General features: G+C 64.7%; 13 protein-coding genes. 3 read left to right on the top strand and 10 right to left on the bottom strand.

Features of this window, described 5'->3' with window-relative positions; genetic code table 11:
- Window positions 1-3: 3 nt before the first annotated feature.
- Entirely contained in the window at window positions 4-900 is an 897-nt protein-coding gene (locus AC0L2F_RS15160; protein ID WP_473248890.1) for a methylated-DNA--[protein]-cysteine S-methyltransferase, read from the top strand.
- Between the two features lie 185 nt (window positions 901-1,085).
- On the opposite strand, the gene AC0L2F_RS15155 is transcribed toward AC0L2F_RS15160, so the two are convergent.
- The 8 genes from AC0L2F_RS15155 to dnaK form a co-directional block, all read right to left on the bottom strand.
- Entirely contained in the window at window positions 1,086-1,709 is a 624-nt protein-coding gene (locus tag AC0L2F_RS15155) for a 2,3-bisphosphoglycerate-dependent phosphoglycerate mutase (protein WP_473248889.1), read from the bottom strand.
- A 19-nt stretch (window positions 1,710-1,728) separates the two neighbouring features.
- Window positions 1,729-2,544 (bottom strand): 4-hydroxy-tetrahydrodipicolinate reductase, encoded by an 816-nt coding sequence (gene dapB / locus AC0L2F_RS15150; protein ID WP_007604007.1) that lies wholly within the window; start codon window positions 2,542-2,544, stop codon window positions 1,729-1,731.
- A gap of 262 nt (window positions 2,545-2,806) precedes the next feature.
- Window positions 2,807-3,118 carry a DUF1330 domain-containing protein gene (locus AC0L2F_RS15145; protein WP_473248888.1) on the bottom strand — a complete coding sequence of 104 codons (312 nt, stop codon included), beginning with the start codon at window positions 3,116-3,118 and terminating at the stop codon, window positions 2,807-2,809.
- A 23-nt stretch (window positions 3,119-3,141) separates the two neighbouring features.
- On the bottom strand, window positions 3,142-3,852 hold the full coding sequence (gene pyrF, locus AC0L2F_RS15140; protein ID WP_063992216.1) for an orotidine-5'-phosphate decarboxylase: 711 nt from the start codon (window positions 3,850-3,852) through the stop codon (window positions 3,142-3,144).
- A 6-nt stretch (window positions 3,853-3,858) separates the two neighbouring features.
- Window positions 3,859-4,437, bottom strand: coding sequence for an NADPH-dependent FMN reductase (locus AC0L2F_RS15135; RefSeq protein WP_007604013.1), 579 nt, complete (start codon window positions 4,435-4,437; stop codon window positions 3,859-3,861).
- 57 nt (window positions 4,438-4,494) lie between these two features.
- Window positions 4,495-5,094, bottom strand: coding sequence for a class I SAM-dependent methyltransferase (locus AC0L2F_RS15130; protein ID WP_007598495.1), 600 nt, complete (start codon window positions 5,092-5,094; stop codon window positions 4,495-4,497).
- Between the two features lie 88 nt (window positions 5,095-5,182).
- Window positions 5,183-6,316, bottom strand: coding sequence for a molecular chaperone DnaJ (gene dnaJ, locus AC0L2F_RS15125; protein WP_007604022.1), 1,134 nt, complete (start codon window positions 6,314-6,316; stop codon window positions 5,183-5,185).
- 275 nt (window positions 6,317-6,591) lie between these two features.
- Window positions 6,592-8,493, bottom strand: coding sequence for a molecular chaperone DnaK (dnaK, locus tag AC0L2F_RS15120; RefSeq protein ID WP_007604023.1), 1,902 nt, complete (start codon window positions 8,491-8,493; stop codon window positions 6,592-6,594).
- A 395-nt stretch (window positions 8,494-8,888) separates the two neighbouring features.
- On the opposite strand from dnaK, the gene AC0L2F_RS15115 reads away from it, so the two are divergent.
- The gene (locus AC0L2F_RS15115) at window positions 8,889-9,827 is read left to right on the top strand and encodes a hypothetical protein (RefSeq protein WP_473248887.1); all 939 of its coding nucleotides are present in this window, start codon (window positions 8,889-8,891) and stop codon (window positions 9,825-9,827) included.
- A 145-nt stretch (window positions 9,828-9,972) separates the two neighbouring features.
- Window positions 9,973-10,695, top strand: a complete 723-nt coding sequence (gene pncA / locus AC0L2F_RS15110) for a bifunctional nicotinamidase/pyrazinamidase (RefSeq protein WP_088931292.1) — start codon at window positions 9,973-9,975, stop codon at window positions 10,693-10,695.
- 136 nt (window positions 10,696-10,831) lie between these two features.
- On the opposite strand, the gene grpE is transcribed toward pncA, so the two are convergent.
- Together grpE and hrcA are read right to left on the bottom strand one after the other, a co-directional pair.
- Window positions 10,832-11,449: a nucleotide exchange factor GrpE gene (grpE, locus tag AC0L2F_RS15105; protein ID WP_473248886.1), complete on the bottom strand. Its 618-nt coding sequence runs from the start codon at window positions 11,447-11,449 to the stop codon at window positions 10,832-10,834.
- Window positions 11,450-11,545: 96 nt separating this feature from the next.
- Window positions 11,546-12,634: a heat-inducible transcriptional repressor HrcA gene (gene hrcA, locus AC0L2F_RS15100; RefSeq protein ID WP_007604027.1), complete on the bottom strand. Its 1,089-nt coding sequence runs from the start codon at window positions 12,632-12,634 to the stop codon at window positions 11,546-11,548.
- Window positions 12,635-12,794 lie beyond the last annotated feature (160 nt).

Below are 12,794 nucleotides of genomic sequence, written 5' to 3'. Positions count from 1 at the left end.
GTCATGATGACACTCGCGATACATGACCAGCGCTTGGCCGGGCCGGGCTCCCAGAACGCCGCGATGCGCGACTATGATTCCGTGCGCCGGGCGATCGCCTTCATTTCGGAAAAGTGGCGCGCCCAGCCGACGATCGAGGCGATGGCGGATGCGGCCGGCGTCACCCCGGATGAGCTGCACCATTTGTTCCGCCGCTGGGCCTCGATCACGCCGAAGGCTTTCATGCAGGCGCTCACCCTCGATCACGCCAAGGGCTTGCTCAGGGATTCCGCGAGCATCCTCGATGCGGCGCTCGACTCGGGCCTTTCGGGTCCGGGCCGGCTGCATGATCTCTTCGTCACCCACGAGGCGATGTCGCCGGGCGAATGGAAGAACGGCGGCGCGGGGCTCATCTTGCGCTATGGCTTTCATCACTCGCCGTTCGGCACCGCGATCGTGATCGCGACCGATCGCGGATTGTCGGGCCTCGCTTTCGCCGATCCCGGTGAGGAACAGGTGGCGCTTGCCGACATGACGCGGCGATGGCGGAACGCAATTTACGTCGAGGATCACGAAGGTACCGCACCGCTGGCGCAGCGCATCTTCGACACAAAACTGTGGCGGCCTGACCAGCCGCTGCGCGTGGTGATGATCGGCACCGATTTTGAGGTCCGGGTGTGGGAGACGCTGCTGAAGATCCCGATGGGCCGCGCGGTGTCCTATTCGGACATCGCCTGTAACATCAACAGCCCGAAAGCCTCACGTGCCGTCGGCGCCGCCGTCGGCAAGAACCCGGTGTCCTTTGTCGTGCCCTGCCACCGCGCGCTCGGCAAGAGCGGCACACTCACCGGCTATCACTGGGGCATCACCCGCAAGCAGGCGATGCTGGGCTGGGAGGCCGGGCAGCTGGGGCTGCAGTAGGTCTTTTGCAAAACTGTCTCCAAATGGTCGTCCTGGCGAAAGCCAGGACCCATCACCCCAGGGAGATGTTTTGGCGCCGACTGCCAACCACCAATCATCGCAAAACCAACGACGGTGGTTATGGGTCCTGGCTTTCGCCAGGACGACGCTGATTATTTGGCCGGCTCCGTCGCGCGCGGACGTCTTTAGCCCGCCAGATCAAGCTTCGAGGCCACCGTCGAATCCGCATTGAGCCGGTAGATGATCGGTACACCCGTCGCGAGCTCGCGCTTCAAAATGCCTTCGGGGGAGAGCTTTTCCAGCACCATGATCAGCGCGCGCAGCGAGTTGCCGTGGGCAGCAACGAGCGTGCGCTTGCCGTTGAGCACGCCCGGCAAAATCTCCTGAACGTAATACGGCAGTGCTCGCGCGAGCGTGTCTTTCAGGCTTTCACCACCGGGCGGCGGCACGTCGTAGGAGCGGCGCCAGATCAGCACCTGGTCCTCGCCCCATTTCTTGCGGGCGTCGTCCTTGTTGAGGCCGGAGAGATCGCCATAGTCGCGCTCGTTCAACGCGAGGTTCTTTTCCGTCGGCAGGCCCTTCTGGCCGAGCTCGCCGAGAATGAGATCGAGCGTGTGCTGTGCGCGCGTCAACACCGAGGTGTAGGCGACGTCGAACACGAGGCCCTGCGCCTTCAGCTTGCGGCCCGCTTCCGAGGCTTCCTTCACCCCGAGTTCGGTGAGGTCAGGATCCTTCCAGCCCGTGAACAGGTTCTTCAGATTCCATTCGCTCTGGCCGTGCCGCACCAGCACGAGAAGACGTTCGCTCATTGACTGCTTTCCGTTTGGTTTAGATGTCAGACAGGCCGAGCACGTCGGCCATCGAGTAGTGTCCCGGCTTCTTGCCATGCGCCCAGAGCGCGGCCTTCAGCGCGCCGTGGGCGAACAGCATGCGATCCTCCGCGTGATGCGACAGCGTCAGGCGCTCGAACGGGCCGAGGAAGCTCACGCTGTGATCGCCGGCCGCGGTGCCGCCGCGCAACGACGCAAAGCCGATGTCGCCGGGCTTGCGCGCGCCGGTGATGCCGTCGCGGCCGCGGTCTGCATGCTCGTCGAGCGCGATGCCGCGGCCGCTAGCTGCCGCCTGGCCCAGCATCAGTGCCGTACCCGAGGGCGCGTCGATCTTCATGCGGTGATGGGTTTCGACGATCTCGATGTCGAAGCTCTCGTCGAGCGCCTTGGCGACGCGCTTGACCACGGCGGCGAGCAGATTGACACCCAGGCTCATATTGCCGGACTGCACCACGACGGCGCGGTTGGTGACGCTCTTGATCACGGCGTTGTCGGAGCCCGACAGGCCCGTCGTTCCGACCACGTGCACGAGGCCGCGTTCGGCAGCGATCGCGACGTTGGCCAAGGTCGCCGCGGGCACGGTGAAATCCAGAATGCCGTCGGCGTCCTTTGACAATGCCCAGAGATCGCCGGAGAGTTTGATGCCATTGGCCGGCAGGCCTGCGAGCACGCCGGCATCTTTGCCGAGCAGCTCCGAGCCCGGCGCCTCCAGCGCGCCGGCCAGCACCGCGCCTTTGGTCTCGGCAATCGCCCGCGTCAGCGCCCGGCCCATCCGGCCGCCGGCTCCAGCAACAATCAAGCGCATGTCGGACATGGTGTAATCCTCTCACGGCCGTTGTAGCGGGGGGAGGCAGTTCCGGCAACCGAGGGGGATTGGGGGCAGGCGGGCTTCCACCTTCCTCTGGAGCGCCGGTCGCTTGCGGCCATCCTTCGAGACGCTCGCCTACGGCGGGCCCTCAGGATGAGGTCGGAATCCCTGGCAACAAATTCGACGGGCGCCGCTTCTGCTTAGCCTCATCCTGAGGAGACCGCGGAGCGGTCGTCTCGAAGGACGAGGCGCGCGCGCAGACCCAGCCTCAGCCGTCTGACGGCTGAGGGCCGTCATAGCCCTCGATGATGATGAGGTCGGCAACGGAGTGCGGCTGGCGCACCTTGATGTTGGCCTGGTATTCCGGCGAATTGTAGCAGGCGATCGCGGTCTCGTAGTCCGGGAATTCGATCACGACGTTGCGGGTGCGGCTACTGCGTTCGACGGTGGTGAACTTGCCGGCGCGGACGACGAAACGGCCACCCCATTTCTTGAAGATCGGACCATTGGCGACGGCATAGGGCTTGTAGCCCTCGTCATTACTCACGTCGACGCGTCCGATCCAGTAGCCTTTTGCCATTGTTCTTCTCCCTGTGTTGTTGGTTAGCCGAGCGCTTGCGCGATCTCGGCCTGGATGGCCTCGGCAATTGCCTTGGGGTCCGCGGCTTCCACCACCGGTCGACCGACGACGAGATAGTCCGCGCCGGCCGCAATCGCGCGGCCCGGCGTCATGATGCGTTTCTGGTCGCCGCTCGCCGCGCCCGCCGGCCGGATGCCGGGGGTGACGAGGCTCATCTGGTGGCCGACGATCTTGCGCAAGGCTCCGACTTCCTCGGGCGACGACACCAGCCCGTCGATGCCGAGCACCTGCGCCTGCTGCGCGCGCGCTTCGACGAGCTCGGAGACGCCGAGCCGGAAGCCCGCTGCGTGCAGATCGTCCTCGTTGTAGGAGGTCAGAACAGTGACGGCGAGGATCTTCAGCTTCGAGCTGCCGCGACCTTCGACGGCACCCTTCATGGTCTGCGGATAAGCGTGCACGGTGAGGAAGGTCGCGCCGAGCCGGGTGATGCTGTCGACGCCTTGCGCCACGGTGTTGCCGATGTCGTGCAGCTTGAGATCGAGAAAGACCTTCTTGCCCTTGTCCGCGAGCTTGCCGACCAGCGGCAAGCCGCCGGCATAAGCCAGCCGATAGCCGATCTTGTAGAAGGTGACGCTGTCGCCGAGCCGGTTGACCATCGCTTCCGCGGCATCAACGCCGGGCAGATCGAGCGCGACGATCAGGCGGTCTTTCGGGGCAATCTCGGCTGGCGTCATGTCACCTCACATCATCCGTTGGGAAATGTCGATCAACTGCCGCACCAGTTCCTTCAACGCGGCGATATCGCCCTCGTGCTTCAGCCTGTCCATATCGTCATAGGCCTGGTCGGCAAAGGCGAGCGTGAGCTGGCTGGCAATCACATTGGCGTGGCAGGAGGTCAGGATCAGCCGCAACGCCTGCAGCGCGCGAGCCGCGCCAAGCCGGCTCTGCGAGGCGCCGGCGAGCGCGAAGACGCGGTTGCGGAACACCTCGCCGCGCGGCTCGTGCAGCTCATGTACGCGACTGACCCAATCGATCGCGTTCTTCAGCAGCGGCGGCACCGAGGCGTTGTATTCGGGCGAGACGATCAGCACGCCATGATGCGCGCCGATCATGCGCTTGAGATTGATCGCGTGCTTGGGCACTCCGGACTTGGCCTGCAGGTCGCCGTCATAAATCGGCAGCGGAAAATCGGCGAGCGAGATCCGGGTGACGTCGACACCGGCCTGGTCGAATGCATAGGCGGCGACCGCTGCCAGCTTCGCATTGTGCGAGCCGGTGCGCAGAGAGCCGGGAATGATCAGGATTTTCGGTGCGGACATCCGCTTCCATGCATTCGGCGAAACGAGCCCGCCACGCAAACAGGAATGCCGGCGGAATTAGTCCTTGCGATACACCCAGACGCGGGCCGGCGGAAGGTTCATCCAGATCCGTTCCGAGGCCTCTGTGGACACGCCGGGCAGCGATTTCGGAATCGGCGGCACCACCGCATAGGTGAACTGGACGAAGGGCGCACCGGGCGCCAGCGCCGTGAAGGCGTCGCGGATGAGCCGCAGCCGCGTCAGCATCGGTTTTGTGACCAGCGGCAGGCCCGAGACGACCGCGGAGGCCGGCGCGCTCAGCACGTTCCAGAGCGTGTCGCGCAGACGATAGGCATCACCCTGCACCACCTTGGCCTGCGGATAGCGGTCGCGCAGCAGGGCGCAGAAGCCTGGATTGTATTCGACGAGGACGAGACGCTTCTGGTCGACGCCGCGCTCGACCAGGGCCGAGGTGATGGCGCCGGTGCCGGGCCCGAGCTCGACCACCGGTGCGTCCGAATTGACATCGACGTAATGGGCCATGGTCCGGGCCAGCAGCTTGCCCGACGGCATCACCGCGCCCATGTGGAGGGGCTTTTCGATCCATGACCGGAGAAAACGCACCTCGTCATCGAGACGGGGCTTCTTCAACGCACGCGCGGACGATGGCAATGGCATGTCGGGACCGGCCGGGACCGCGTGACCGCGGCGTGTCAGAAAATGGTCATAAAGACGTATAGGCCGAAGACGGCACGGTCAAGACGCGTCAACTCGCCCGATTACCGAAGAAATCCTTGACCTTGGTGAAGAAGCCCTCGGATTCCGGCTGGGTGTTTCCGGAGGAGAGCTTGTCGAACTCGGCCAGCAATTCCTGCTGCTTCTTGGTGAGGTTCTGCGGGGTCTCGACTACGACCTGAACGTACATGTCGCCCATCTGGCGCGAGCGCAGCACCGGCATGCCTTTTGATGCGATGCGGAATCGGCGGCTGGACTGTGTCCCTGCGGGGACCTTCACCTTGGTCTTGCCCTTCTCGATGGTCGGGACCTCGAATTCGCCGCCAAGCGCCGCCGTCACCATCGAGATCGGCACACGACAATGCAGATCGGCGCCGTCGCGCTGGAAGAACTGGTGCTGGGCCAGCGACAGGAAGATGTAGAGGTCGCCGGGCGGGCCGCCGCGGACCCCGGCCTCGCCCTCGCCGGCGAGCCTGATCCTGGTGCCGTCCTCGACTCCAGGGGGAATGTTGACCGACAGATTCCGCTCGCGGGTGACGCGCCCCTGACCCGAGCAGGACGGGCAGGCGTCCTCGATCATTTGGCCGCGACCCTGGCAGCCCGGACAGGTGCGCTCCAGCGTGAAGAAGCCCTGCGACTGCCGTACGCGTCCGGCGCCGCCGCAGGTCGAGCAGGTCTTCGGCTTGGTGCCGGCCTTGGCCCCGATGCCCGAACAGGCCTCGCAAGTGACCGAGACCGGGATCTCGATCTGCGCGGTCTTGCCACCAAAAGCTTCCTCGAGCGTGATTTCCATGTTGTAGCGCAGGTCGGCGCCGCGCTCGCGGCCGCCGCGGCCGCCGCGCTGTCCGGCCATGCCGAACAAATCTTCGAAAATGTCGGAAAAGGAAGAGGCGAAGCCCGCGCCGAAACCGGCGCCGCCACCGCCGCCCTGCTCGAAGGCGGCATGGCCGTAACGGTCATAGGCGGCGCGCTTGTCCTTGTCTTTCAGGACCTCGTAGGCCTCGTTGATTTCCTTGAACTTGACTTCGCTGGTGTCGTCCCCGGGATTGCGGTCGGGGTGAAACTTCATCGCCAGCTTGCGGAACGACGATTTCAGGACGGAATCGTCGGCATCGCGTTCGACTTCGAGGGTTTCGTAGTAGCAGCGCTTGGTGGACGTGGACATGATGAGCTCGGTCTATCCGATCGCGATTCAAGTCGGAGCGAAGCAACGTCGCCATGCAGCGATATAGGCACCCTTCCGCCTCGCGGCAGAGGATTGCACGGCAGTGTTCAGAATAACGGCTGGGAATTGATCGATCGTAACGGGGCCGGCTTTAACAGAGCCGATTTTAACAGAGCGTTGCCCCATCGAGCCCGACACGATGGCCTCCCCCGCGAGGGAGGAGGCCGTTGGCGCGTGTGGGGTCCAAGCCGTCCGCATCATCACCCTCGCAGGGTTCAGGCGGACTTCTTGTTGTTCTTGTCGTCGTCGACTTCGGTAAATTCCGCGTCGACGACGTCGTCCTTGGCCGCATCCTTCTTGGCGTCGGCCTCGGCCTGCTGCTTGTACATGGCCTCGCCGAGCTTCATCGACGCCTGGGCCAGCGTTTGGGTCTTGGCCTTGATCGCTTCGGCATCGTCGCCCTTCAGCGCTTCCTTGAGGTCGCTGACGGCATCCTCGATGGCGCGGCGCTCGGTCTCTGCGACCTTCGAACCGTGCTCGGCCAGTGCCTTCTCGGTCGAATGCACCAGTCCGTCCGCGTCGTTCTTGGCGGTCACGGCCTCGCGGCGCTTCTTGTCCGCCTCGGCATTGGCCTCGGCGTCCTTGACCATCTTCTCGATGTCGGCTTCCGACAGACCGCCGGAGGCCTGGATGCGGATCTGCTGCTCCTTGGACGTGGCCTTGTCCTTGGCCGAGACGTTGACGATGCCGTTGGCGTCGATGTCGAAGGTCACCTCGATCTGCGGCATGCCGCGCGGAGCCGGGGGAATGCCCATCAGGTCGAACTGGCCGAGCATCTTGTTGTCGGCCGCCATTTCACGCTCGCCCTGGAAGACGCGGATGGTCACCGCGTTCTGGCTGTCCTCGGCGGTCGAGAACACCTGGCTCTTCTTGGTCGGGATCGTGGTGTTGCGGTCGATGATGCGGGTGAACACGCCGCCCAGCGTCTCGATGCCCAGCGACAGCGGGGTCACGTCGAGCAGCAGCACGTCCTTGACGTCGCCCTGAAGCACGCCGGCCTGGATCGCGGCGCCGATCGCCACGACTTCGTCCGGGTTGACGCCCTTGTGCGGCTCCTTGCCGAACAGCTGCTTCACGACTTCCTGGACCTTCGGCATGCGCGACATGCCGCCGACCAGCACCACTTCGCCGATCTCGGCGGCGGTGAGGCCGGCATCCTTCAGCGCCTTGCGGCAGGGCTCGACGGTCTTCTGAACGAGGTCATCGACCAGCGCCTCGAACTTGGCGCGGGTGAGCTTCATCGTCAGATGCTTCGGGCCGGTCTGGTCCGCGGTGATGAAGGGCAGGTTGATCTCGGTCTGCGTCGTCGACGACAGCTCGATCTTGGCCTTTTCAGCGGCTTCCTTCAGGCGCTGCAACGCGAGCTTGTCGTTGCGCAGGTTGATGCCCTGCTCCTTCTGGAATTCGTCGGCGAGATAGCCGACCAGGCGCATGTCGAAGTCTTCGCCGCCGAGGAAGGTGTCGCCGTTGGTCGACTTCACCTCGAACACGCCGTCGCCGATTTCGAGAATCGAGATATCGAACGTGCCGCCGCCGAGATCGTACACGGCGATCGTGCCGGCCTTGGTCTTGTCGAGGCCATAAGCGAGCGCGGCCGCGGTCGGCTCGTTGATGATGCGCAGCACTTCAAGGCCCGCGATCTTGCCGGCGTCCTTGGTCGCCTGGCGCTGGGCGTCGTTGAAGTAGGCGGGCACGGTGATGACGGCCTGGTCGACCTTCTGGCCCAGATGGGCTTCCGCGGTCTCCTTCATCTTCTGCAAGATGAACGCCGAGACCTGCGAGGGCGAGTAGGTCTGGCCGTCGGCCTCGACCCAGGCGTCGCCGTTGGAAGCCTTCACGATCTTGTACGGAACGAGCTTCTTGTCCTTCTCGACCATCGGGTCGTCGTAGCGGCGGCCGATCAGGCGCTTCACTGCGAAGAACGTGCGCTCGGGATTGGTGACGGCCTGGCGCTTGGCCGGTTGGCCGACGAGGCGCTCACCGTCGTCCGTCACGGCGACGATCGAAGGCGTCGTGCGCATGCCTTCGGAATTCTCGATGACTTTGGCGTTCTTGCCATCCATTACGGCGACGCACGAATTCGTGGTGCCGAGGTCGATCCCGATGACCTTTCCCATGGTCCTGTATCCTTGTTTTTGCGGCAGGCTGGCTGGGCCCAGAAGGCACCCGAACCGAAACCCCCTAAGATCAAACATTCGCGATATTGCGATGGTTGGGGGTCATATAGGAGGGGGGGAGGTGCCCGCAAGGACCGAACGCAAGTTTCGGCCGTGAAAACATTGGGTTTTGGAAGAACATATCCGGGCTGCACCGCCCTTGCGGGTGAGGAATTATTAACAGGTCCCGCGATCGGCCGGCATCCGCTACCGCATTCCGCCCCGCCCTGTTGCGGCGAGTCCAAACCCGCTAAAAGGCGGGCAGCCGGCCGGGCTCGTCATCGGGCTGCCTTGCGCGACAAAGCGGCCGGCTGGCCACCATCGAACGGCCTCAATGTGAACCAATCAGAGTGCCCATGAAGCTGATCCGCCCCCTCGCCGCGCTCGCCCTCCTCGTCGCCTCTGCGCTTCCGGCTCTGGCTGCCGACGCCGTTTTCCCACCCGGCTTGCGCCTCGGCATGGTGCCATTGGTCGGCCTCAGCACGGCCAAGACCTTTCCCGGCTTCGAGAGCGAGGACGGCAACGTCAAGGTGCTGATCACAGAGCTGCCGCCGGCGGCCTATGGCGAGGTCGTGAGCGCCTTCAACTCCAATCCGGCCGGCACCAACGGCGTCAAGCAGGACAAGATCGAGACGCCCGGGGGTCTTGCCTATTTCACCACGGAGAGTGGCAAGGCCGGCGATACCCCGGTGCGGCGCTATTCGATGATCGTGCCGGGCGCCGGCTTCTCCGGCTATGTCGCGGTGCAGATTCCGGAGAATGCGATCAAGATCTACACCGACGAGGCGGTGCGGCAGATGTTCGCGAGCGTCGTCACCCGCAAGCAGGTCCCGGCCGACGAGCAGATCGCGCTGATGCCTTTCAAGATCACCGATCTTGCCGACTTCAAGGACGTTCGCACGCTGGCGCCGGGCTCGAGCATCATCCTGGCCGACGGCGACGAGAGCTCCGGCTATGAATCGAAGCCGTTCATCATCCTCGGCGTGATCGGCGCCACTCCGCAAGCCGCCGACGACCGCGCCCGCTTCGCCCAGGAGGCTGCACTCCAGATTCCCGGCGTGCGGGAGTCGCGCGTCACCATGTCCGAGCCGATCCGCATCAGCGGCCAACAGGGTTTCGAGACCCGGATCGACGGCATCAGCGGCAAGGACAAGACGCCGGTGACCGTGGTGCAGTGGATCCGCTTCAGCAGCGGCGCCTCGCTGCGCATCATCGCCAGCGCCCCGCGCGAGCAATGGCCGGCCGCCTTCCCCCGCTTCCGCGCGGTCCGCGACGGCATCCAGCCGAAGGGCTAGCCCGACATCCTTCGCCGGGACGACGCTGATATCCGGTCAGCAGCCCAACGACTCACCAAAGTCGGCCGCATTTTCGGGCTTCTGTTCGTATACGAACGGAACTAGGCTCCCCTTCCGTTGAGTTCATCCTGGAGGGAGGCGAATGATGCTGGATCGGCGACAAATCTTGGCGGCGCTCGGGACGAGCGCTCTCGTGGCGCTCGCGCCAACCGCAATTCTGGCAGCGGCATCGATCAAGCCGGACGATGCATCCGCGCTGCTCGTGATCGACGTGCAGAACTGCTTCCTGCCCGGCGGCAGTCTTGCCGTGAAGGAAGGCGAGCAGGTGGTGCCCGTCATCAACAAGATCTCGAAAGCGTTTTCGAACGTGGTGATGACGCAGGACTGGCACACGCAAGGCCATGTTTCCTTTGCGTCAGTCCACGCCGGCAAGAAGCCGTTCGAGACCGTCGATCTTCCCTACGGCAAGCAGGTGCTGTGGCCCGACCATTGCGTGCAGGGCACCGACGGCGCCGCGCTCTCGAAGGACCTTGCGATCCCGCACGCCGAGCTCATCATCCGCAAGGGTTTTCACAAGGACGTCGACAGCTATTCGGCCTTTCTCGAAGCCGACGGCAAGACCTCGACCGGCCTTGCCGGCTATCTGAAGGCGCGCAAGATCAAGCGCGTCTTCGTCGCGGGGCTGGCGACGGATTTCTGCGTCGCCTGGACCGCGCTGGACGCGCGCAAGGCGGGCTTCGAGGTCTATGTGGTGGAAGACGCGTGCCGCGGCATCGACAATCAGGGTTCGCTCGCAAAAGCCTGGGCCGACATGGCCAAGGCTGGCGTGAAGCGGATCCAGTCTGCGGATATCGCGGCGAGCGCGTAAGAGGCGCGATCGAACTGCAAGACCCTCGTCCTGAGGAGCGCGCTTCTTCGCGCGCGTCTCGAAGGGTGAAGGCCCTGTTGCTGCTGCTCGGCCGCATGGTTCGAGACGGCGCTGACGCGCCTTCTCGCCATGAGGATCAGTTGCCCGCGCCGTTCGGCTCGTTGCTGTTGGCAGCGGGCGCGGCCTTGGCGCCGCCCTTGGCGACACCGACCAAGGCGGGACGCAGCACGCGCTCGCCGATGGTGTAGCCGGCCTGCATGACCTGCACGACGGTGCCCGCGGGTACCGATGCATCGGGCACCTCGAACATCGCCTGCTGGAAGTTCGGGTCGAACTTCTGGCCCAGAGGATCGAACTTCTTCACGCCGTGTTTTTCCAGCGCGCTGAGCAGCGAGCGCTCGGTCAACTCGACGCCCTCGATCAGCGAGGCGAGGCCTGCATCGGCCGTCGCACGGGCTTCGGCCGGAACGGCATCGAGCGCGCGCTGGAGGTTGTCGGCGATGTCGAGCACGTCGCGGGCAAAGCCCGTGACGCCGTAGAGCTTGGCGTCAGCGACCTCCTTGGCGGTGCGCTTGCGCAAATTCTCCATCTCGGCCAGCGTCCGCAGCATGCGGTCGCGCGCCTCAGCGACTTCCTTCTGCAAAAGCTCGACCGAGCCGGGCTCGGGATCGTCGGGCATGATGTAGGGTTTTGACACCACGGGCTCGCCGGCCGCAGCACTCGTGTCTTCGGGTTGCCGGTCTCGATCGGTCATCGGCTCTCTTTTCGCATTCGTCTCAGGGGGTTTCTGGCCCGGATATCGTGCTTCGGGCGCCGAAAATCAAGCGCCCGTGATCGGGGGAGACGCCGGTCAGCCCCCCAGGAGCCGGCTGACGATGCGGGCAGCGTAGTCCACGGTCGGGATCACGCGGGCATAATTCAGCCGCGTCGGCCCGATCACGCCCAAAACGCCGACGATATGGCCGGCGGCATCCCGATAGGGCGAGATGATGGTGGACGAGCCCGACAGCGAAAACAGCTTGTTCTCACTGCCGATGAAGATCCGCACGCCTTCCGCGGTTTCGGCGCGGCCGAGCAGGTCGATCACGCCGCGCTTGGTCTCGAGATCGTCGAACAGCAGGCGAACGCGCTCGAGATCCTCCAGCGCATGCAAATCCTCGAGCAGATTGGCGTGACCGCGGACGATGAGCTGCCGGTCCTCGTTCTCGCCGCCCGACCAGCTGGCGATGCCGGCCGAGATCACCTTGTGGGTCAGCTGATCGAGCTCGGTGCGCGCCTCTCCGAGCGCGGTCTCGAGCTCCAGCCGGGCCTCGGCCAGGGTCCGGCCCCGGATCCGCGCATTGAGGAAGTTGCCGGCTTCGGTCAACGCCGAGGATGGAACCCCCGGCGGCAGCGTCAACACGCGGTTTTCGACCTGCCCGTCCTCGCCGACCAGGATCACCAATGCCTTTTCCGGTTCCAACCGGACGAATTCGATATGTTTCAGCCGCGCATTGGATTTCGGCGTCAGCACGACGGCGGCTGCGCGGGTCAGGCCGGAGAGCCGCGTCAATGCCTCCTCGAGGGCGGCCTCGACCGATTGCGCGTGGCCGACGGAGGTCAACTGGCTCTGGATCGCCTGCCGTTCACCGTCATTGAGGTCGCCGACCTGCATCAGGGCATCGACGAAGAAGCGCAGGCCGAGTTCCGTCGGCAACCGGCCGGCGGAAGTGTGCGGGGCATAGATCAGGCCGAGCTGTTCCAGGTCGGCCATGACGTTGCGGACCGAGGCGGGCGACAGCGGCATGGCGATCAAGCGCGAAATATTGCGCGAGCCCACCGGCTCCCCGGTCGCCAGATAGCTTTCGACGATTTGACGAAAGATGTCGCGGGAACGCTCGTTGAGCTGGGCAAGGCCCGCGCGCGGCGCGATCAGATGGATCGGATCGTGATGGGCCACAGACCGTAACTCCTCTAAGATACAGGTAATTTGTCTATCCCGGACGCTTCTGACAAGCGTGGCGTTGGCGGATTGAAAATCGCAGGTGAAGAAGGCCTCGATCTTCCCCCTTGCCGCCCACCCTCACCCCCCCTACAAGCACCGCCAACAGCCCTTTTCC

The sequence above is a fragment of the Bradyrhizobium sp. Ken64 genome (genome assembly GCF_055807555.1).
The sequence above is the reverse complement of the archived record's forward strand: the minus strand, read 5'-3'. Positions and strand labels throughout refer to the sequence as shown.